Here is a 19,255-nt window from a genome sequence, read left to right on the forward strand (position 1 = left end):
ATGTGATGCGTCGTCGCGCGACGCTGCTGCAACGCATGCACATCGATGGCGTGTTGCTGATTTTGCTGCTGACCCTGGCCGCCGGCAGTCTGTTCGTGCTGTATTCGGCCAGCGGCAAGAGCTGGGACCTGCTGGCCAAACAGGCCACTTCGTTCGGCATCGGCCTGGTGTCGATGATCGTCATCGCTCAGTTCGAGCCGCGCTTCATGGCTCGCTGGGTGCCGGTCGGCTATGTGATCGGCGTGCTCTTGCTGGTCGTGGTGGATGTCATGGGGCACAACGCCATGGGCGCCACGCGCTGGATCAATATTCCCGGCGTGATTCGCTTCCAGCCTTCGGAGTTCATGAAGATCCTGATGCCGGCAACCATCGCCTGGTATCTGTCCAAGCGCACCTTGCCGCCGCAGCTCAAGCATGTCGGCATCAGTCTGATGCTGATCGGCATCCCGTTCATTCTCATCGTGCGGCAACCGGACCTCGGCACTTCGCTGCTGATCCTGGCCGGCGGCGCTTTCGTGCTGTTCATGGGGGGGTTGCGCTGGCGCTGGATCCTCAGCGTGCTGGCTGCCGCCGTGCCCGTGGCGGTTGCCATGTGGTTCTTCATCATGCACGACTACCAGAAGCAGCGAATCCTGACATTCCTCGACCCGGAGAGCGATCCGCTCGGTACGGGCTGGAACATCATCCAGTCCAAGGCCGCCATCGGCTCCGGTGGTGTGTTTGGCAAGGGTTGGTTGCTGGGCACCCAGTCGCACCTGGACTTCCTGCCGGAAAGCCATACCGACTTCATCATTGCCGTACTGGGTGAAGAGTTCGGCCTGGTAGGGATCTGTGCGCTGCTGCTGATCTACCTGCTGTTGATCGGGCGGGGCCTGGTGATTACCGCCCAGGCGCAGACATTGTTCGGCAAGTTGCTCGCGGGCAGCCTGACCATGACGTTTTTTGTTTATGTTTTCGTCAACATCGGTATGGTCAGTGGCCTGTTGCCGGTGGTGGGGGTGCCGTTGCCGTTCATTAGCTACGGAGGAACTTCGCTGGTGACGCTGCTGTCAGCGTTTGGGGTTTTGATGTCGATCCATACCCATCGCAAGTGGATCGCGCAGGTTTGAATAAGGTGAAATTTTCAATGCAAGTAATGCGTGGCTGGGCGACTCGATTTGCGCCATGGGTCGGCCTGGTAAGCATCCTTGGCAGCGTGCAGGAAGCGTTGGCCGGCGACTACGAAGGCTCACCCCAGGTGGCCGAATTCGTCGGTGAAATGACCCGTGACTACGGTTTCGCCGGCGAACAATTGATGGGCGTGTTCCGCGAAGCCGAGCGTAAGCAGTCGATTCTGGACGCCATCTCGAAACCCGCCGAACGGGTCAAGCAGTGGAGCGAGTATCGCCCGATGTTCATCACCGACGCGCGCATAGCCCGGGGTGTGGACTTCTGGCGTCAGCACGAAGCGGTGCTGGCCCGTGCCGAGCAGGAATACGGCGTACCGGCCCAGGTCATTGTCTCGATCATCGGCGTTGAAACCTTTTTCGGCCGAAATACCGGGAATTTCCGGGTGATCGATGCCTTGTCGACGCTGGGTTTCGACTATCCTCCCCGTGCCGAGTTTTTCCGCAAGGAATTGCGTGAGTTCCTGCTGCTGGCCCGCGAAGAGCAGGTCGATCCGTTGACGCTCAAAGGCTCCTACGCTGGCGCAATGGGCTTGCCGCAATTCATGCCGAGCAGTTTCCGCGCCTACGCGGTGGATTTCGACGGTGATGGGCATATCAACATCTGGACCAACCCGGACGATGCCATTGGCAGTGTCGCCAGTTACTTCAAGCGTCATGGCTGGGTCGCCGGCGAACCGGTGGTGAGCCGCGCCGATGTCCGTGGCGATCAGGTTGACGAAGGTTTGACCGCAGGCATCGAACCGACGAAAACCGTCGGGGAGTTGCGAGCCCTGGGGTGGTCAAGTCATGATGCGCTGCGCGATGATATGCCGGTTACTGCTTTCCGCCTGGAAGGCGACAATGGCCCCGAGTACTGGATGGGCCTGAAGAATTTTTACGCGATCACGCGATATAACCGCAGCGTGATGTACGCCATGGCCGTACATCAACTGTCTGAACAGCTGGTCCAAGCACGGGGCGTCAAGTAATGCGGGCATTGCCTATCAATAAACCCCTGAAGCTGATGGCATTCGCCGCGTTGGCAGTGATGGTCGCCAGTTGTTCGACCAGCCGCGCACCGACCCAGAAGTCCACCACCGCCGTACGCGCGACGCCGGGGCTGGACATCAACCGTGCCCACAAGGATGGCGCGCCATGGTGGGACGTCGATGTGTCGCGCATCCCGGACGCCACGCCGACCCTGCACACCGGCCCCTACAAGGCCAACCCATACACCGTGCTGGGGAAGACTTACTTCCCGTTGCAGGAATCCAAGACCTACGTGCAGTCGGGTACGGCGTCCTGGTACGGCACCAAGTTCCACGGTCAGAACACCGCCAACGGTGAAGTGTATGACCTGTACGGCATGAGTGCCGCGCACAAGACATTGCCACTGCCGAGTTACGTCCGGGTGACCAACTTGGACAACAACAAGAGCGTGATCCTGCGAGTCAACGACCGCGGTCCGTTCTACTCGGACCGGATCATCGACTTGTCCTACGCTGCCGCGAAGAAACTCGGCTACGCCGAAACCGGCACGGCGCGGGTCAAGGTCGAAGGCATCGATCCACAGGCGTATTGGGCGGCCAAAGGCCGTCCGGCACCATTAATGCTCAACGAACCGAAAGTCGCGCAGAATAGCGCGCCGGCGATCACGGCTTCGGCGGGCACCGTCGAGCAATGGACACCACCGCCGCAGCAACACGCCGCTGCGGTAGTGCCCGTGCAGCTCGATGCAAAAAAAAACGCTTCTGTACCAGCCTCTGGCCAGTATCTGCAGGTGGGCGCGTTCGCCAACCCGGACGCTGCAGAGCTCCTGAGATCCAAGCTCAGTGGGATGGTGAGCGCTCCGGTGTTCATCAGCTCGATCGTGCGCAATCAGCAGACCCTGCATCGGGTTCGCCTGGGGCCGATCGGATCGCCGGGTGAAATCCAGCAGGTGCAGAACAGTGTGCGCCTGGCCAACCTTGGTTCGCCAAGTGTGGTCACGGAATAAGCAACACGTAGAACTTGATTGACGATTCACCAGCGATTGGGGGGTGAATCAGGTTGTTGGCTCGTTGAAGAACAAAAGCCCGGCAAGGGTTACAGAGTGAGCAACTGAACACGCGATGACTCGTTAGAAAGTCATCTGATTAGTTTTGCCCTAGGGCAGTTTCCATTAGCGATTTCGAGAGACGGATGAACATCACCACCTTTGCCAAACGCCTGTTCCTGTTAGTCCCGCTGCTCCTCTCACCTGCTGCTTTTGCGGCCGAGATGATGCCGTCGCCACCACAATTGGCCGCCAAGGCCTACGTGCTCATGGATGCCAGCAGCGGCAACGTGCTGGTCGAGAACAACGGTGACCAGCGTCTGCCACCGGCCAGCTTGACCAAGCTGATGACCGCGTACATTGCGACTCTGGAAATCCGTCGTGGCCAGATCGGTGAAAACGACCCGGTGACCGTCAGCGAGAACGCCTGGCGCACCGGTGGTTCGCGGATGTTCATCAAGGTGGGTTCGCAAGTCACTGTCAGCGACCTGCTGCACGGCATCATCATTCAGTCGGGCAACGACGCCAGCGTCGCGCTCTCCGAGCACATCGCCGGCAGCGAAGACGCCTTCGCCGACCTGATGAACAAGACCGTCGCCGATCTGGGCATGACCAATACCCATTTCATGAACCCGACCGGCCTGCCGAACCCTGAGCACTATTCGTCGGCTCACGACATGGCTGTGCTGGCCCGTGCGATCATCCACGAAGACCCGGCTCACTACGCGATCTACTCGCAGAAAGAGTTCTTCTGGAACGGCATCAAGCAACCCAACCGTAACCTGCTGCTGTGGCGCGACAAGACTGTCGACGGCCTGAAAACCGGCCACACCGACGAAGCCGGCTACTGCATGGTGTCCTCGGCCGTACGTGATGGCATGCGCCTGATCGCCGTGGTGTTCGGCACCAACAGCGAAGTGGCCCGTGCCGCCGAAACCCAGAAGCTGCTGACCTACGGTTTCCGTTTCTTCGAAACCCAGACTTTCTACCAGAAGGGTACCGAACTGGCTCAGGCTCCGGTCTGGAAAGGCGCCACCAACCAGGTCAAGGCCGGTCTGGCTGAAGACCTGACCATGACCCTGCCAAAAGGCCAGCTGAAAAAGCTCGCCGCCAGCATGACCATGAACCCTCAACTGGTTGCGCCAATCGCCAAGGGTGACGTGATTGGTAAAGTCGAAGTCAAACTGGAAGACAAGGTGGTGCACAGCGCCGACCTGATCGCTCTGGATGGAGTCGAAGAGGGTGGTATCTTCCGTCGCATGTGGGATAGCATCCGTCTATTCTTCTACGGCTTGTTCAACTGATAGTGTGCTCCTGCAAGGCCCCGTGCTGATCCGGCGCGGGGCTTTGCCGTCGCCACGGCTTACGCTTACGAGGCCGTTACGCCATGACCGATACCGAAGTAAAGGCGCCAAAGATCGAATTCCCTGCCACTGATTATCCAGTCAAGGTGATCAGCGACACGGGTGTGGGCAACAAGGACAGAATCATCGACATCGTCAGCAAGCACGCCAAGATCAACGACGAGCGTATTGACGAGCGCCAGAGCAGCAACGGCAAATACACCACCATTCAGTTGCACATCGTCGCGACCGACCAGGACCAGCTGTACAACATCAACAGCGAACTGCGGGCCACCGGTTTCGTGCACATGGTGTTGTGATGTCCGGCACGCTGGGCTTTCGCGAGCTCGGCCAGATGGCTTACGAGCCGGTCTGGCATGCCATGCAACGCTTTACCAACGAACGCGGCACCGATGTTGCCGACGAGGTCTGGCTGGTGGAACACCCTGCGGTGTTCACCCAAGGTCAGGCCGGCAGAGCCGAACACTTGCTGCTTCCCGGTGATATTCCGGTGGTGCAGGTCGACCGTGGTGGTCAGGTGACCTACCACGGCCCCGGCCAGTTGGTGGCTTATCTGCTGCTGGACGTGCGCAGGTTGGGGTTTGGCGTGCGCGATCTGGTCAGCCGGATGGAGCAATGCCTGATCGAGCTGCTGGCCAGTTACGGTGTCACCGCCGCGGCCAAGCCCGATGCACCGGGTGTCTATGTCGACGGGGCGAAAATCGCCTCCCTGGGTCTGCGGATCCGCCACGGCTGTTCCTTTCATGGCCTGGCCTTGAACGTGGACATGAACCTGGAACCGTTTCGACGGATTAATCCCTGCGGCTACGCCGGGCTGGCGATGACCCAGCTGAGCGATCACGCAGGATCGATTGAATTTGCCGAGGTAAGTGCCCGGCTGCGCGCGCAGCTCGTCAAACACCTCGACTATGCTGAGCAGACGACCCTTACGGGCGGAATCGACTGATATGACTACTGATGCAGTGCAAACCATGATCCCGACGCTCGATGTCACCGAGCGCCCGGCCCCGCGTCCCAAGGTTGAAGCCGGCGTCAAGCTGCGCGGCGCCGAGAAGGTTGCACGCATCCCGGTGAAGATCATTCCGACCACCGAACTGCCGAAGAAGCCGGACTGGATTCGTGTGCGCATTCCGGTTTCGCCGGAAGTCGACCGTATCAAGGCCCTGCTGCGCAAGCACAAGCTGCACAGCGTGTGCGAAGAAGCGTCCTGCCCGAACCTGGGCGAGTGCTTCTCCGGCGGCACCGCGACCTTCATGATCATGGGAGACATCTGCACCCGTCGTTGCCCGTTCTGCGACGTCGGCCACGGCCGTCCGAAGCCACTGGACGTCAACGAACCGGAAAGCCTGGCCATCGCCATTGCCGACCTGCGCCTGAAGTACGTGGTGATCACTTCGGTAGACCGCGACGACCTGCGCGACGGCGGTGCCCAGCACTTTGCCGATTGCATCCGCGAAATCCGCAAGCTGTCGCCGAATGTGCAGCTCGAAACCTTGGTTCCGGACTATCGTGGCCGCATGGACATCGCCCTGGAAATCACTGCCGCCGAGCCGCCGGATGTGTTCAACCACAACCTGGAAACCGTGCCGCGCCTGTACAAGGCTGCGCGCCCGGGTTCGGACTACCAGTGGTCGCTGACCCTGCTGCAACGCTTCAAGCAGATGATGCCGCACATTCCGACCAAGTCCGGGCTGATGCTGGGCCTGGGCGAGACCGACGAAGAAGTCATCGAAGTCATGAAGCGCATGCGCGAACACGACATCGACATGCTGACCCTCGGCCAGTACCTGCAACCGTCCCGCAGCCACTTGCCGGTGCAACGCTTCGTGCACCCGGACACCTTCGCCTGGTTCGCCGAGGAAGGCTACAAGATGGGCTTCAAGAACGTTGCCTCGGGTCCGTTGGTGCGTTCCTCGTATCACGCCGACGAGCAGGCCAAGCTGGTCAAGGCCGAGCTGATGTCGTCCTGATCTGCGCAAGGAAATGAAAACGCCCGCACGGTGTTCAGCCTTGCGGGCGTTTTTTTGCCCGGCCTACGGCACTGGCCGCTTTTTCCTGCAACCCGCGGGGCAACTGACCCTCTTCAGTTTGTCCCTGTTCCTGACTACTGTGTGCTGACGTGTTTACGCAGGGAGATTCACGAATGACCGCTCGACCGACCCACACCCTTTGCCCCCATGCTCCCGTCCCCGCACTGCCGTCGGAAGGCATGATTGGCGTTATCGCACCCGCCGGTCCCGCGACGCTGGACACCGACAAGGCGGTGCAATGGATGTCTGCCCGAGGCTACTCACTAAAAGTGTTTCCCGGGGTCTACGAGAAAGACGGCTACCTGGCCGGCAGTGACGACGTGCGGCTCAATGATCTGCACGCAGCGTTCGCGGATCGTGACGTCGATGCCATCATCTGCCTGCGCGGAGGTTATGGCACGCCCCGGCTGCTTGATCGCATCGATTTCCAATTGCTGCGCGACAACGCCAAGCCATTCATCGGCTACAGCGACATCACTGCCCTGCATTTGGCGATCAGTCGTTATGCCGGCTTCGTGACATTTCATGGTCCATTGCTCAACGCCGACCTGCTGGGTGGCAAGCAAATACCAACGGAGTCTTCCTTTTTCAACATGCTCCGCGGGCAGGTGAGGGCGGGCTCGGTGCTGGCACATCCGGTGGCCTACCCGCTGACCTCGATCGAGCCGGGCGTCGCTCATGGGCGCTTGCTCGGAGGCAATCTGGCCATGATCGCCGCGACCATGGGCACGCCCTACGAGATTGATGCCGAGGGCGTCATTCTGTTGATCGAGGACATCAACGAGCCGTTGTATCGCATCGACCGGTTGCTGGCACAGCTGCGGCTGGCGGGCACGTTGCAGAAGCTGCGCGGCGTGTTGGTCGGGGATGTGGCGGGGGTGGAGGTGGCCGCGTTGGAGAGGTTGCTCAAGCAGACATTCGAGTCATTGAAGATTCCGGTGTTGTCCGGGTGGCGAAGCGGGCATTGCGACCCGAATCTGACGTTGCCCATGGGGGCGTTGGTCAGGCTGGATGCGGGGAATAAGGAATTGATGTTGGAGCAGGATGTGGTAATCAGGTAAGACGCGAACATATCGAAAAGATCGCAGCCTTCGGCACCTGTAGGCGCTGCCGAAGGCTGCGATCTTTCGCTTTTAGCGGTTACGCAACCCTTCCAGCAACTTGTGCGTCGGATACCCATCTGCTGGCCAGCCAAACGACTGCTGGGCGCTGCGGATCGCCTTGCGGGTGTTGGCGCCAATGATCCCGTCAGCGGTGCCAGCGTCGTAATTTTGCGCGCTCAGCAGGTTTTGCAGCTCGATCCGCTCGGTACGGCTCAGTGGCAGGTCATCCTTGGGCCACGTGCCACTGATCAAGCCCGCACCATTGAAGCGTTCCGACAACAGGCTCACACCCAGAGCGTAGGACGACGAGTTGTTGTATTTGAGTATCGCTCGGAAGTTATCGAGCACCAGGAACGCCGGGCCACGGTAACCGGCCGGCAGCAGCAGGGCTGCGGACAATTGCTCGGAGCCGGCCGGGACCTGGCCACCGTTGGACAGGGTAATGCCCAGTTGCCGCCATTCAGCGACGCTCTTGCGAATCGTGCCGTCGGCCAGCAGGTAGTTGAACCCGCTCGGCAGCTGGACTTCAAAGCCCCATGGCTGGCCTCTCTGCCAGCCAGAACTCTGCAGGTAGTGCGCGGTAGACGCCAGGGCATCGGCCGAGCTGCTCCAGATATCGCGACGCCCGTCACCATCGAAGTCCACGGCATGGGTGTTGTAGGTGGTCGGGATGAACTGGGTCTGGCCCATGGCGCCGGCCCAGGATCCCAGCATCTTCTCGGGCTCGATATCGCCTTGTTGAAGGATTTGCAGGGCGGCAATCAATTGCGCGTGGGCGAAACCGGGGCGACGGCCTTCGTAGGCCAGGGTCGCCAGCGAGTTGATCACCGACTTGTTGCCCTGGAACTGGCCAAAGTTGCTTTCCATGCCCCACACGGCCACCAGGGCCTGACGATCAACGCCATAACGCTGCTCGATGCTTTGCAGGGTGTCCGCATACTGGTTGATCAACGACTGGCCTTTGCGTACCCGCAGCGGCGACAAGGCGCCATCGAGGTATTCCCACACCGGCTTTGCGAATTCCGGTTGGCTGCGGTCGGCACTAATCACACTGGGGTCGAAGCTGACATTGGTGAAAGCGCGATCAAACAGATCGGCGCGGATACCCGCGGCCAGGGCATCCTTGCGGAAACCTGCCTGCCATTCGGCGAATGTCTGGGTTGGCTGGATGTCGAGGTTCTCACCCGTAGGAACCACAGGCGGAACAACCGCCGGGGCGGTGGCGACAGGAAGCGTCTGAAGCGGCTGAGCGTCGGCTGCGGTCGGTTTTTCCGCACAGGCGACAAGCAAAACAAGGCTGGAGGCAGCGATCAATTGGCGTAGGTGCCAACGATGGGGAAGACAAAAGGGCATGCACGGGTCCAGGGAGTACGAATCAGGTACAGACCTTAACATGTTGAAGGGGTGTTCTGCTTTACGCAGCCAGAAAGTAAGAAGCCTCCCAGTTGTCAGACTGGAAGGCTTCGCGGCGGTAACTACCCTTGCCCTTGGCTGGACGTTCCTGGCGGCTGCGGAACAATGGCTGGGCGATGATGGATTTGGCCTTGTTGGGGCCATGCTTCGATGGCTTTTTGCTCATGATCGGGTCTCACGGGTAGGTGGGTGTTGCGGGGGAAATAATCTGCCGAAGTCGGGGTTATGTCTATAGGGCAGATGGAAGCGGGGTTTGTAGGACGGAAGATCAAAAGATCGCAGCCTGCGGCAGCTCCTACATGAGAATGCGATCCCTTGTAGGAGCTGCCGCAGGCTGCGATCTTTTGATTTATTCGGCGGGCAACGACAATCTCTGGCCGGCCATCAACAACGTCAACCGGCTCAAGCTCATCCACGGCGAACCCGCCGCCTGGCCCTTGATCTGCGCGTCGATGCGTTGCGCTTCCAGCAGCAGTTGCGCCCAGCGTTGTGCCGAGTAGCGTTGCAGGGCTTTGCTCATCAACGGTTTACGTTTGTCCCAGACCGGAGGTTTGGCCTGGCTGAAGGCCTTGTCCAGCGGCGTCCCCTGGCTGTATTGCAGGGAAATATTAGCCAGCAGGCGCAGCTCCCGGGCCAGGGCCCAGAGAATCACCGGTGGCTCGACGCCTTCGCCGCGCAAGCCTTCGAGCATGCGCAACGCGTGGGCCGCTTCACCATTGAGCACCGCATCGGTCAGGCCAAAGACGTCGAAGCGCGCACTGTCGGCCACCGCTGCCTGCACGGTTTCAACGGTGATCTGCCCCCCTTCGGCCATCAGTTTGAGCTTTTCGATTTCCTGGGCGGCGGCCAGCAGGTTGCCCTCGACCCGTGCTGCGATCAGCTCAACAGCGTCCTGGCTGGCGGACAGCCCGGCCTGGGACAGGCGTTGGCGGATCCAGCTGGGCAACTGTGCGACATCGACTGGCCAGATCTGTACGAACTGAGTCTGCTGTCCTTCGACCAGCGCTTTGCCCCACTTGGTTTTCTGTGCACTGCCATCGAGTTTCGGCAAGCTGATCAGCAGCACGGTGTCGTCAGCCGGGCGCGAGCAATACTCGATAAGCGCGGCAGCACCTTTGTCGCCAGGCTTGCCGGAAGGCAGGCGGAGCTCCAGCAGACGCTTTTCGGCGAACAACGACATGCTGGCACCGGCTTGCAGCAAGGTCCCCCAGTCGAAATTGGCGTCGGCGGCAAATACCTGGCGTTCATCGAATCCCTGCTGACGGGCGGCAGTGCGGATGGCGTCGGCCGCTTCCTGACACAGCAGTGGATCATCGCCGCTGATGATGTAGACGGGCGTAAGGGCGCCTTGCAGGTGTTTGGCGAGTTGGGCGGGGGCGAGCTTCATAAGGGAGGGCGAACGGGGCGCCTGAGCGCCCCGTAAGTCTTACTGCTGCGGCAGTTCGACAGGCGACTGGCGCGGGGTTTCCGCTTCAGCCTTTTGTGCCGCTTCCAGTGCCGCGGCGTCAGCCTTGGCCTTGGCTTCGGCAGTCTGCTGCAACTGATCCAGTTGGCCCGGGGTCAGTTGTTCCAGACGCAGCATCATGCGTTGAACCATCTCCCGGCGGCCTTCTTCACGGGCTGTTGCGGCTTCTTGGTCGGACCCCACCAGGTTGCTGCCATCGTGCATATAGACTTTCTGCACTTCAAGCTTGTCGCTCAACAATGGCAGGCCACCGCGACCACGGATGTCGTAGCTCAGCACGGTGGTGATCTGGTACTCGCCGGTACTACTGGCGCCTGCGTAGCTGAGGATGCGCTGGCTTTCCTGCTCATTGGTCAGCACCAGTTTGTACGGTGCGCCGGTATAGACTTTGACGCCGCTACCTTCCAGTACCCGACGCAACTGGGTCACGGTTTCGCCATAAGCGTTACGGGCGCTCAGGTCGAGTTCCTTGATCGCCAGTTGGTTGGTGCCGGTGCCGCGCAGCTGGAAACCGCAGGCGCTCAGCAGAACCGCGAGGCCCATCACCAGCAGATTGCGTTTGATCATCTTGTTGCTCCCCTTGAAACCATGTGGGCCGATCAAGCGGCCCGAAAGGTTTTACTCGGCGCCAGGCTCACCTGGCGCCTGATCCAATTAGCTGGCGACGATATTGACCAGTTTCCCGGGCACTACGATCACTTTACGAATGGTCAGACCGTCGACGAAGCGCAGGACGTTCTCGTTGGCACGGGCGGCGGCTTCGACTTCTTCACGGCTGGCACTGGCCGGCATGTCGATGTGACCACGCAGCTTGCCATTGACCTGAATCACCAGTTGCAGGCTGTCCTGTACCAAAGCGCTGTCATCCACTACCGGCCAGCCGGCGTCGATCACAGGATCAGCGTGGCCCAGTCGATGCCACAGCTCGTGGCTGATGTGCGGCGTGATCGGGGCGAGCAGCAGGGTCACGGTTTCCAGGCCTTCCTGAACCAGCGCGCGATCCTGTTCGGTGCCTTGTGCGGCTTTCTCCAGCACGTTCATCAGCGTCATCACCTGGGCGATGGCGGTGTTGAATTTGTGGTTCTGGCCGACGTCCTGGCTGGCCTGCTTGATGGCCAGGTGGATCGAGCGACGAACGGCTTTCTGCTCGTCATTCAGGCTGGCGACGTCCAGTTTGCCCGGCAGGCCCTGAGTGACGTGCGCTTGAGCCAGGCGCCAGACGCGCTTGAGGAATCGGTGCGAGCCCTCTACGCCGGAGTCGGACCATTCCGCGCTCATGTCAGGTGGCGAGGCGAACATCATGAACAGGCGGCAGGTGTCTGCACCGAACTGGTCAATCATCGACTGTGGGTCGACGCCGTTGTTCTTCGACTTGGCCATCTTCTCGGTGCCGCCGATTTCCACCGGCAGTCCGTCCGCTTTCAATTTGGCGCTGATAACCTTGGCCTTGCTGTCGCGCTCGAGCTCGACGTCCGCCGGGTTGAACCAGGTGTAGGCGCCATTGGCTTCGCGGCGATAGTAGGTCTCGGCGATCACCATGCCCTGGGTCAGCAGATTCTTGAACGGCTCGTTGGAGCTCACCAGGCCTTCGTCGCGCATCAGCTTGTGGAAGAAGCGCGCGTACAGCAGGTGAAGAATCGCGTGTTCGATACCGCCGATGTACTGGTCAACCGGCAGCCAGTGGTCGGCCGCCGATTTTTCCACCAGGCCGCCTTCAAAGTGTGGCGAGGCGTAGCGGGCGTAGTACCACGAGGACTCGACGAAGGTGTCCATGGTGTCGGTTTCACGCTTGGCCGGCGCGCCGCATTTAGGGCAGGTGCACTCGTAGAACTCGGGCATGCGCGCCAGTGGCGAACCGGCGCCATCCGGCACCACGTCTTCGGGCAGCACGACCGGCAGTTGATCTTCCGGTACCGGCACGTCACCGCAGGTGGTGCAGTGGATGATCGGGATCGGGCAGCCCCAGTAGCGCTGACGACTGATGCCCCAGTCGCGCAGGCGGAACTGGGTACGCGAGGCGCCCAGTTCTTTCTTGATCAGCGCGACTTCGATGGCGTCGAAGGCGCCCGCGAAGTCGAGGCCGTCGAACTCGCCGGAATTGATCAGGGTGCCGTGCTCGCCGTAGGCATCTTGCCATGGCGCGGGGTTGGTCTCACCGGAACTGGTGCGCACGACCGATTTGACCGGCAGGTTGTATTTGTGGGCGAATTCGAAATCGCGCTCGTCGTGGGCCGGAACCGCCATCACCGCGCCATCGCCGTAATGCATCAGCACATAGTTGGCGACCCAGACCGGCAGCTTTTCGCCGGTCAGCGGGTGTTCGACGAACAGACCGGTCGGCAGGCCTTTTTTCTCCTGGGTGGCGACGTCGGCTTCAGCCACGCTGCCACCCTTGCATTCAGCGATGAACGCTTGCAGCTCGGGATTGTTCCGGGCGGCCAGGGTGGCCAGGTGGTGCTCGGCGGCCACGGCGACGTAAGTCGCGCCCATTAAAGTGTCCGGACGAGTGGTGAAGACTTTCAGTGCACCGGTTTCGCCGATGGAGTCGACGTTGTACGGGAACTGCACTTCCATGCCGCGAGATTTGCCGATCCAGTTGCGCTGCATGGTCTTGACCTGTTCAGGCCAGCCGGTCAGTTCGTCGAGGCTCTCCAGCAGTTCATCCGCGTAGGCGGTGATCTTGAAGTAGTACATCGGGATTTCGCGCTTCTCGATCAGCGCGCCCGAACGCCAGCCGCGACCGTCGATCACCTGTTCGTTGGCCAGGACGGTCTGGTCGACCGGGTCCCAGTTCACGGTGCCGCTTTTCTTGTAGATCACACCTTTTTCGAACAGGCGAGTGAACAGCCATTGTTCCCAGCGGTAGTAATCGGGCTTGCAGGTGGTCACTTCGCGCGACCAGTCCACCGCCAGGCCCAGGCTGCGCAGCTGGCTTTTCATGTAGGCGATGTTTTCGTAGGTCCATTTGGCGGGCGCTACGTTGTTCTTCATCGCGGCGTTTTCCGCCGGCATGCCGAAGGCGTCCCAACCCATCGGTTGCAGAACGTTCTTGCCCTGCATGCGCTGGTAGCGGGAGATCACGTCGCCGATGGTGTAGTTGCGCACGTGCCCCATGTGTAGCTTGCCGCTGGGGTAAGGGAACATCGACAGGCAGTAGTAAGTCTCCTTGCCTGGCTGTTCACTGACTTCAAAGGACTTTTGCTCGTCCCAGAACGACTGGGCGGCGGCTTCGATTTCACGGGGCTGATATTGTTCGTGCATGGCTACTTTTGAACTGAATAGGGGTGGCCTAATCCTCTTCAATGCAACGCTGGACGTTGAAGCCGCCTCATTGGCGTTTTCGGTGTCCAGCCGAGCTGGAAGTGGAGTTACAGGAAGCGCCGTAGCATACATGACCGCGCTCCACCGAGGGAAACCCTGATTGCTGCCACACGTCCTGCGAAAACCGCTGCGAGGGCCGTTGGTCGCGGCGTTCAGCCGGTTTGTTCATGGAAGCTAAGCTCTAACTGGGGAGTAGGTCATATCTTCCAATGAGGTGAGGGATGGTTGAGTCACAGCAAAAAGCTACAAAACCGGAGCTATACGAAAGGCTGATCGATCGTTTGGCCTTGGCCCTGGAAGCGGCAAGGACCGCTGGCCGGTTGCGCGACGAACGCCCTCTGGAGCTGGAACTGCGCGGCCTGAGTGCCGCAGAGTTTGCACTGGTCAAGGCGTATCTGGATCGCAGTGAACGTGAGACGCACGGATGCTTGTCAGAAGCGGTAAAGCAGCTCGACGCACCACGTTCAGCCAAAATCATCTGGCTCAAGGACAAGGTTCCCGGCAGAGACGCGGTAAAGGTCCGGTCTTTGCAGTTCAAATAGAACACGGTGCCATGCTCCTTGAATTTTTGAAGCATATTCCTTCCATATTGATTGTCGCATTGCGCCAACCCACTTAGGCTTCGGGCATCTCCAGGAGATGCTCGATGCCGTTCCGTTATTTCGTAAAACAACTTCTTTTGCCGCCCGGCATTCTATTGCTGCTGCTTTTGCTTGCCTGGTGGTTGCGCCGCTCAAGGCCGAGGCTTTCCGGTGTGTGCTTTGCTCTGGGCCTGGGTGGTTTCTGGCTGATGAGCCTGCCGGTGGTTGTGCAATGGAGTGCCAGTCTGCTCGAGCGGGAGCCGCCGCTTGCCCGCAGTGAGTGGGCAGTCCTGGGGCAGCGTGCGGATGCGATCGTGGTCCTCGGTTCGGGGCGCGAGCGCGGTGACGTGGCCTGGGGCACCGACCAGCCCACGGGTGTCGGTCTGGAACGCCAGCGCTTTGCCGCGCGGCTGGCCAAGGCTTCCGGATTACCGGTACTGACCAGCGGCGGCCTGCATTACGGCACACCGCCCAGCGAGGCGCAGATGATGGCTGACGCCTTGCGTGACGATTTTGGCTTGAGCGTGCGCTGGCAGGAAGGGCGCAGCCGCACGACCTGGGAAAATGCGCAGTTCAGCGCCGAGGTGTTGCTTCCCCAGGGCATCAAGCGTGTGGTGCTCGTGACTCAGGCCTGGCATATGCCACGGGCGGCCTGGAGTTTCCGCAAGGCCGGTTTTGAGGTGGTGCCTGCGCCGGTAGGGTTTCTGGGCGGCGATAACGCGCGGCCGCTGGGTGGCTGGATGCCGGAGTTCAAGGCGATCTGGCAGAACGGGCAGTTGATGAACGAGGCGGTGGGGCAGGTCGGTTATTCGTTGTTTTATCGATGAAGTTCAAAAGATCGCAGCCTGCGGCAGCTCCTACAGGCATTCCAAATGTAGGGGCTGGCGCAGGCTGCGATCTTTTCTAGACGGTCTTGGCCATCCGGCTGGCAATCAGCGCCCAGCCAAACAACAACACGCAGACTATGAGCAATGGCCATGAGCGCCATTCCAGGTACGGCGTCAGGTTGTGCATCGGCACCACTTCGCCATACAGGATGCCACGTTCGAACTGCGGGATCTGATCGGTAATCTGGCCGAACGGGTTGATCAGGCCGGACACGCCGTTGTTGGTGGCGCGGATCATCCAGCGGCCGGCTTCGAGTGCGCGCATCTGTGCCATCTGCAGGTGTTGCAGCGGGCCAATGGAGGTGCCGAACCAGGTGTCGTTGCTGATGGTCAGCAACAGGTCGCTGCGGGCGGCAAGGCTGGCGGCGAACTCCGGATAAACCACCTCATAGCATATGAACGGCGCGATCTGATAACCCTTGGCTTGCAGCAGCGGCTGGTCAGCCGGGCCGCGAGCGAAGTCCGACATTGGCAGATCGAAGAAGGCGATCAGTCCGCGCAGGATGTCCTGCAAGGGAACATATTCACCAAAGGGCACCAGTTTTTGCTTCAGATAAGTGCCGTCGCCTTCACCGGTCACGGTGATGCCATTGAAGAAACGCTTCTCGTGGCGTACTTCCATTCGGACCGGGACACCGGTGATCAACGCCGATTTACGTTCGGCCGCGAAGTTGCCCATCATGTTCAGGTAGCCCTCGGCGGACTCCTTGAGCACCGGGATCGCCGTTTCCGGCCAGATGAGCAAGTCGACGCGTTTGGAGCTGAAGCTCATGTCGCGGTACAGCGCCAACTGCGCGTTGAGCTGCGCCGGATCCCACTTCATGCTTTGTTCGATGTTGCCCTGAATGGCGGCGACGCTCAGTGGCGGGCCCGAAGGGCTGGTCCAGGCGTGGTGCTTGAGCGCCATGCCGACCAGCCATGGGCCGACCAGCAGCAATACACCGGCAGCGATGAAGCCTTTGCGCCCCGTGCGAACCAGGCGCAAGCCGTTGTAGATCAACGCCGCTGTCAGTGCCAGGGTAAAGGAAATCAGCCACATCCCGCCGAGGGGCGCGAGCCCGGCCAGCGGGCCGTCGAGCTGGCTGTAACCGGAATACAGCCACGGGAAGCCGGTGAGGAACCAGCCGCGGAAGGCTTCCTGGGCGACCCACAGCGCAGCGAAGGCCAGGGCGTCGGCCAGCGGCGCCTCATTGCGGCGCAGCCAGCGCGCCCAAATCCAGGCGGGCAGGGCAAAGAACCAGGCAATCGCCGCCGTGAACAGCAGCATCAGGAAACCGGCGAGCAACACCGATGCGCCGCCGAAATGGTGAATGCTGTAGTAGATCCAGCTGGTGCCGGCACCGAACAGGCCGAAACCGAAACACCAGCCGCGCCCCAAGGCTTGACGTGGGCTCAGTTCGCGCAGGCCGGCATAGAACAGGCCGACGGCGAGCAATGCCAGTGGCCAGATATCGAACGGCGCCAGGGCCAGGGTGGTGATTGCACCGGCCGCCACGGCCAGCAGGTTACCGGGCCAGCCGGGGCGGGTTGTCCAGCGCATTTCAATCCTTAGCGAGCAATGGGCGTCAGGCGAAGCAAGTGAATCCGACGGCTGTCGGCGTTCAGGATGCGGAAGCGGTATGGGCCGATTTCAGTGATTTCGTTACGTTTTGGCAGATGCCCGAACGCACTCATCACCAGACCGCCAACGGTGTCGAATTCATCGTCGGAGAACTCGCTGTCGAAAAACTCGTTGAAGTTCTCGATCGGCGTCAGGGCCTTGATCAGGAAATCACCGCTCGGCAGCGGCTTGATGTAGCTGTCCTCTTCGACATCGTGTTCGTCTTCGATGTCGCCGACGATTTGTTCCAGCACGTCTTCGATGGTGACCAGGCCTGCCACGCCACCGTACTCGTCAATGACGATGGCCATGTGATTGTGGTTGGCGCGAAACTCGCGCAGCAGCACGTTAAGGCGCTTGGATTCCGGCACGAAGGTGGCTGGACGCAGCAGATCCTTGATGTTGAAGCTGTCGCCGTTCTCCTTGAGGATCAACGGCAGCAGGTCCTTGGCCAGCAACACGCCCATCACGTCATCGTGGCTTTCGCCGATGACCGGGTAGCGCGAGTGGGCCGAGTCGACCACGGCAGGCAGGAACTCGCGGGGTGTCTGGTTCGCCTTGATGCTGACCATTTGCGAGCGCGGGACCATGATGTCCCGCACCTGCAAGTCAGCCACCTGGATGGCGCCTTCGACGATGGCCAGCGCTTCGCTGTCCAACAGTTTGTTCTGGTGTGCATCGCGCAGCAGCTCCAAAAGCTCCTGGCGGTTTTTCGGCTCGTGGGCAAAAGCCTGGGTGAGCTTACCCAGCCATGACTTCTGCCCGTTGCTCGATCGATCTTCGCTCATAGCGATTACTCTGAATCCTTTGTTGTTTCTGTGGGGGATGAATCGGTCTCGTCGTCCGCGTACGGATCGGGAAAGCCCAGTTCTGCAAGCAACGTTCGTTCCAGTGCTTCCATCTCTTCGGCTTCGTCGTCATCAATATGGTCGTAACCAAGCAGATGCAAGCAGCCGTGAATCACCAGGTGTGCCCAATGGGCCTTGAGTTCCTTGCCTTGATCCCGGGCCTCACGCTCGACCACCGCTACGCAGATCACCAGATCGCCCAGCAGCGGGATGTCGAGGAATTCATCCGGCACATCGGCCGGGAATGACAAGACGTTAGTTGCGTAATCCTTTTGCCGCCAGGTGTGGTTCAGCTCGCGTCCTTCGGCTTCGTCGACCAGGCGAATGGTCATCTCCGAGTCGGCGCTGCGCTGGCGCAAAGCCAGTTCGCACCACTGGCGGAACTCGGCTTCGCTGGGGGCGGGGGCTTGGGTAGCGATTTGCAGGTCAAGCTCAAGCATCGCGGCGGCTATCCTTGGCGGCTGCATCATCGGCCGCACGGGTTTCGAAGCGCTCGTAGGCCTCAACGATGCGCTGTACCAGCGGATGGCGCACGACGTCCTTGGGCTGGAAATGGGTGAAGCTGATCCCCGGCACTTCCTTGAGCACTTCAATCACATGGTGCAGGCCGGACTTGGTGCCGCGTGGCAGGTCGACCTGGGTGATGTCCCCGGTGATGACGGCCGTGGAGCCGAAGCCGATCCGGGTCAGGAACATCTTCATTTGCTCGACCGTGGTGTTCTGGCTTTCGTCAAGAATGATGAAGCTGTTGTTCAGCGTACGGCCGCGCATGTAAGCCAGCGGCGCGACTTCGATCACCTGGCGCTCGATCAGCTTGGCGACGTATTCGAAGCCGAGCATCTCGTAGAGTGCGTCGTAGAGCGGGCGCAGGTACGGGTCGATTTTCTGCGACAGGTCGCCGGGCAGGAAGCCGAGTTTTTCACCCGCTTCGACCGCTGGGCGCACCAGCAGGATGCGGCGAATCTGCTCGCGCTCCAGTGCATCCACCGCGCAGGCGACGGCCAGGTAGGTCTTGCCGGTACCGGCCGGGCCAATGCCGAAGTTAATGTCGTTACCGAGGATTTCTTTCACGTAGCGCAGCTGATTCAAGCCGCGGGGGCGAATCATGCCTTTTTTTGTGCGCAGCGCCACGGACGGTTCGGCGGGGGAGTGATTGTCCAGCTGTTCCACTGCAGATTCCTGCAGGAACAGGTGCACCATGTCCGGCGACAGCTCGGTACCCTTGGTTTCCCGGTACAGGCGGCGCAGTAGGTTTTCCGCGGAGGTGGTGTGTTTGGGCTCGCCGATCAGCTCGAACTGGTTGCCGCGATTGCGGATCTCGATGGTCAGGCGTTGTTCGATCAAGCGCAAATGCTCGTCGAATTGCCCGCACAGATTGGCGAAGCGGCGAGCTTCAAAAGGCTCGAGGATGAAACGATGTGGTTCTATGGGTGCGTTCAAGGTCGTATTTAGCCGCCCTG

General features: G+C 60.6%; 19 protein-coding genes. 10 read left to right on the forward strand and 9 right to left on the reverse strand.

From position 1 onward, the window contains the following. Nucleotides 1–5: 5 nt before the first annotated feature. The 8 genes from rodA to KW846_RS25950 all read left to right on the forward strand — a co-directional run bounded on the left by rodA (nucleotide 6) and on the right by KW846_RS25950 (nucleotide 7,638). A complete protein-coding gene (gene rodA / locus KW846_RS25915; protein WP_050549215.1) occupies nucleotides 6–1,109 on the forward strand; it encodes a rod shape-determining protein RodA in 1,104 nt (367 codons plus the stop codon). Between the two features lie 17 nt (nucleotides 1,110–1,126). Next, nucleotides 1,127–2,137 carry a lytic murein transglycosylase B gene (gene mltB, locus KW846_RS25920; protein ID WP_104451328.1) on the forward strand — a complete coding sequence of 337 codons (1,011 nt, stop codon included), beginning with the start codon at nucleotides 1,127–1,129 and terminating at the stop codon, nucleotides 2,135–2,137. Continuing rightward, a complete protein-coding gene (locus KW846_RS25925) occupies nucleotides 2,137–3,144 on the forward strand; it encodes a septal ring lytic transglycosylase RlpA family protein (RefSeq protein ID WP_218486002.1) in 1,008 nt (335 codons plus the stop codon). Before mltB ends, KW846_RS25925 begins: the two co-directional genes overlap by 1 nt. Before the next feature lie 185 nt (nucleotides 3,145–3,329). Further along, entirely contained in the window at nucleotides 3,330–4,487 is a 1,158-nt protein-coding gene (locus tag KW846_RS25930; RefSeq protein ID WP_007975884.1) for a D-alanyl-D-alanine carboxypeptidase family protein, read from the forward strand. A gap of 83 nt (nucleotides 4,488–4,570) precedes the next feature. Then, complete coding sequence (locus KW846_RS25935) at nucleotides 4,571–4,846, forward strand: DUF493 domain-containing protein (RefSeq protein WP_007975882.1); 276 nt, start codon at nucleotides 4,571–4,573, stop codon at nucleotides 4,844–4,846. Beyond that, a complete protein-coding gene (gene lipB, locus KW846_RS25940) occupies nucleotides 4,846–5,493 on the forward strand; it encodes a lipoyl(octanoyl) transferase LipB (RefSeq protein WP_218486003.1) in 648 nt (215 codons plus the stop codon). Before KW846_RS25935 ends, lipB begins: the two co-directional genes overlap by 1 nt. Before the next feature lie 25 nt (nucleotides 5,494–5,518). Further along, nucleotides 5,519–6,517 carry a lipoyl synthase gene (gene lipA / locus KW846_RS25945; protein ID WP_162130289.1) on the forward strand — a complete coding sequence of 333 codons (999 nt, stop codon included), beginning with the start codon at nucleotides 5,519–5,521 and terminating at the stop codon, nucleotides 6,515–6,517. A 173-nt stretch (nucleotides 6,518–6,690) separates the two neighbouring features. After that, complete coding sequence (locus tag KW846_RS25950) at nucleotides 6,691–7,638, forward strand: LD-carboxypeptidase (protein WP_218486004.1); 948 nt, start codon at nucleotides 6,691–6,693, stop codon at nucleotides 7,636–7,638. A 72-nt stretch (nucleotides 7,639–7,710) separates the two neighbouring features. Here KW846_RS25950 and KW846_RS25955 read toward each other — a convergent pair whose 3' ends face one another. The 5 genes from KW846_RS25955 to leuS all read right to left on the reverse strand — a co-directional run bounded on the left by KW846_RS25955 (nucleotide 7,711) and on the right by leuS (nucleotide 13,819). Beyond that, on the reverse strand, nucleotides 7,711–9,033 hold the full coding sequence (locus KW846_RS25955; protein ID WP_218486005.1) for a lytic murein transglycosylase: 1,323 nt from the start codon (nucleotides 9,031–9,033) through the stop codon (nucleotides 7,711–7,713). Nucleotides 9,034–9,094: 61 nt separating this feature from the next. Next, on the reverse strand, nucleotides 9,095–9,259 hold the full coding sequence (arfA, locus tag KW846_RS25960) for an alternative ribosome rescue factor ArfA (protein WP_007975872.1): 165 nt from the start codon (nucleotides 9,257–9,259) through the stop codon (nucleotides 9,095–9,097). A 183-nt stretch (nucleotides 9,260–9,442) separates the two neighbouring features. Then, the gene (gene holA / locus KW846_RS25965; protein WP_218486006.1) at nucleotides 9,443–10,480 is read right to left on the reverse strand and encodes a DNA polymerase III subunit delta; all 1,038 of its coding nucleotides are present in this window, start codon (nucleotides 10,478–10,480) and stop codon (nucleotides 9,443–9,445) included. A 39-nt stretch (nucleotides 10,481–10,519) separates the two neighbouring features. After that, nucleotides 10,520–11,125 carry an LPS assembly lipoprotein LptE gene (lptE, locus tag KW846_RS25970; protein WP_218486007.1) on the reverse strand — a complete coding sequence of 202 codons (606 nt, stop codon included), beginning with the start codon at nucleotides 11,123–11,125 and terminating at the stop codon, nucleotides 10,520–10,522. Nucleotides 11,126–11,212: 87 nt separating this feature from the next. After that, nucleotides 11,213–13,819 carry a leucine--tRNA ligase gene (leuS, locus tag KW846_RS25975; RefSeq protein WP_116581872.1) on the reverse strand — a complete coding sequence of 869 codons (2,607 nt, stop codon included), beginning with the start codon at nucleotides 13,817–13,819 and terminating at the stop codon, nucleotides 11,213–11,215. Nucleotides 13,820–14,100: 281 nt separating this feature from the next. On the opposite strand from leuS, the gene KW846_RS25980 reads away from it, so the two are divergent. Both KW846_RS25980 and KW846_RS25985 read left to right on the forward strand, forming a co-directional pair. After that, nucleotides 14,101–14,421 carry a hypothetical protein gene (locus tag KW846_RS25980; RefSeq protein WP_007975866.1) on the forward strand — a complete coding sequence of 107 codons (321 nt, stop codon included), beginning with the start codon at nucleotides 14,101–14,103 and terminating at the stop codon, nucleotides 14,419–14,421. A gap of 104 nt (nucleotides 14,422–14,525) precedes the next feature. Continuing rightward, entirely contained in the window at nucleotides 14,526–15,287 is a 762-nt protein-coding gene (locus KW846_RS25985) for a YdcF family protein (RefSeq protein WP_218486008.1), read from the forward strand. A gap of 76 nt (nucleotides 15,288–15,363) precedes the next feature. Here the strand turns inward: KW846_RS25985 and lnt are convergent, their stop codons facing one another. From lnt to KW846_RS26005, 4 genes are read right to left on the reverse strand one after another with little or no spacing between them, the layout of a single operon-like run. Next, entirely contained in the window at nucleotides 15,364–16,887 is a 1,524-nt protein-coding gene (lnt, locus tag KW846_RS25990) for an apolipoprotein N-acyltransferase (protein WP_218486009.1), read from the reverse strand. Between the two features lie 8 nt (nucleotides 16,888–16,895). Next, nucleotides 16,896–17,735 carry an HlyC/CorC family transporter gene (locus tag KW846_RS25995; protein ID WP_007975860.1) on the reverse strand — a complete coding sequence of 280 codons (840 nt, stop codon included), beginning with the start codon at nucleotides 17,733–17,735 and terminating at the stop codon, nucleotides 16,896–16,898. A gap of 5 nt (nucleotides 17,736–17,740) precedes the next feature. Then, nucleotides 17,741–18,235 (reverse strand): rRNA maturation RNase YbeY, encoded by a 495-nt coding sequence (ybeY, locus tag KW846_RS26000; RefSeq protein ID WP_218486010.1) that lies wholly within the window; start codon nucleotides 18,233–18,235, stop codon nucleotides 17,741–17,743. Further along, complete coding sequence (locus KW846_RS26005; protein WP_015096962.1) at nucleotides 18,228–19,235, reverse strand: PhoH family protein; 1,008 nt, start codon at nucleotides 19,233–19,235, stop codon at nucleotides 18,228–18,230. Before KW846_RS26005 ends, ybeY begins: the two co-directional genes overlap by 8 nt. Nucleotides 19,236–19,255 lie beyond the last annotated feature (20 nt).

The sequence above is a fragment of the Pseudomonas sp. PDM32 genome (assembly GCF_019219225.1).
Taxonomy (GTDB): Bacteria; Pseudomonadota; Gammaproteobacteria; order Pseudomonadales; family Pseudomonadaceae; genus Aquipseudomonas; species Aquipseudomonas laurylsulfatiphila.

Coding starts and splice junctions, on each gene's coding strand:
- ybeY (WP_218486010.1), bottom strand. CDS start 18,235: ATGCTTGAGCTTGACCTGCAAATCGCTACCCAAGCCCCCGCCCCCAGC.
- lipB (WP_218486003.1), top strand. CDS start 4,846: ATGTCCGGCACGCTGGGCTTTCGCGAGCTCGGCCAGATGGCTTACGAG.
- arfA (WP_007975872.1), bottom strand. CDS start 9,259: ATGAGCAAAAAGCCATCGAAGCATGGCCCCAACAAGGCCAAATCCATC.
- KW846_RS25950 (WP_218486004.1), top strand. CDS start 6,691: ATGACCGCTCGACCGACCCACACCCTTTGCCCCCATGCTCCCGTCCCC.
- rodA (WP_050549215.1), top strand. CDS start 6: ATGCGTCGTCGCGCGACGCTGCTGCAACGCATGCACATCGATGGCGTG.
- KW846_RS25985 (WP_218486008.1), top strand. CDS start 14,526: ATGCCGTTCCGTTATTTCGTAAAACAACTTCTTTTGCCGCCCGGCATT.
- leuS (WP_116581872.1), bottom strand. CDS start 13,819: ATGCACGAACAATATCAGCCCCGTGAAATCGAAGCCGCCGCCCAGTCG.
- mltB (WP_104451328.1), top strand. CDS start 1,127: ATGCAAGTAATGCGTGGCTGGGCGACTCGATTTGCGCCATGGGTCGGC.
- lptE (WP_218486007.1), bottom strand. CDS start 11,125: ATGATCAAACGCAATCTGCTGGTGATGGGCCTCGCGGTTCTGCTGAGC.
- KW846_RS25980 (WP_007975866.1), top strand. CDS start 14,101: ATGGTTGAGTCACAGCAAAAAGCTACAAAACCGGAGCTATACGAAAGG.
- lnt (WP_218486009.1), bottom strand. CDS start 16,887: ATGCGCTGGACAACCCGCCCCGGCTGGCCCGGTAACCTGCTGGCCGTG.
- KW846_RS25925 (WP_218486002.1), top strand. CDS start 2,137: ATGCGGGCATTGCCTATCAATAAACCCCTGAAGCTGATGGCATTCGCC.
- KW846_RS25930 (WP_007975884.1), top strand. CDS start 3,330: ATGAACATCACCACCTTTGCCAAACGCCTGTTCCTGTTAGTCCCGCTG.
- KW846_RS25955 (WP_218486005.1), bottom strand. CDS start 9,033: ATGCCCTTTTGTCTTCCCCATCGTTGGCACCTACGCCAATTGATCGCT.
- KW846_RS25935 (WP_007975882.1), top strand. CDS start 4,571: ATGACCGATACCGAAGTAAAGGCGCCAAAGATCGAATTCCCTGCCACT.
- holA (WP_218486006.1), bottom strand. CDS start 10,480: ATGAAGCTCGCCCCCGCCCAACTCGCCAAACACCTGCAAGGCGCCCTT.
- KW846_RS25995 (WP_007975860.1), bottom strand. CDS start 17,735: ATGAGCGAAGATCGATCGAGCAACGGGCAGAAGTCATGGCTGGGTAAG.
- lipA (WP_162130289.1), top strand. CDS start 5,519: ATGATCCCGACGCTCGATGTCACCGAGCGCCCGGCCCCGCGTCCCAAG.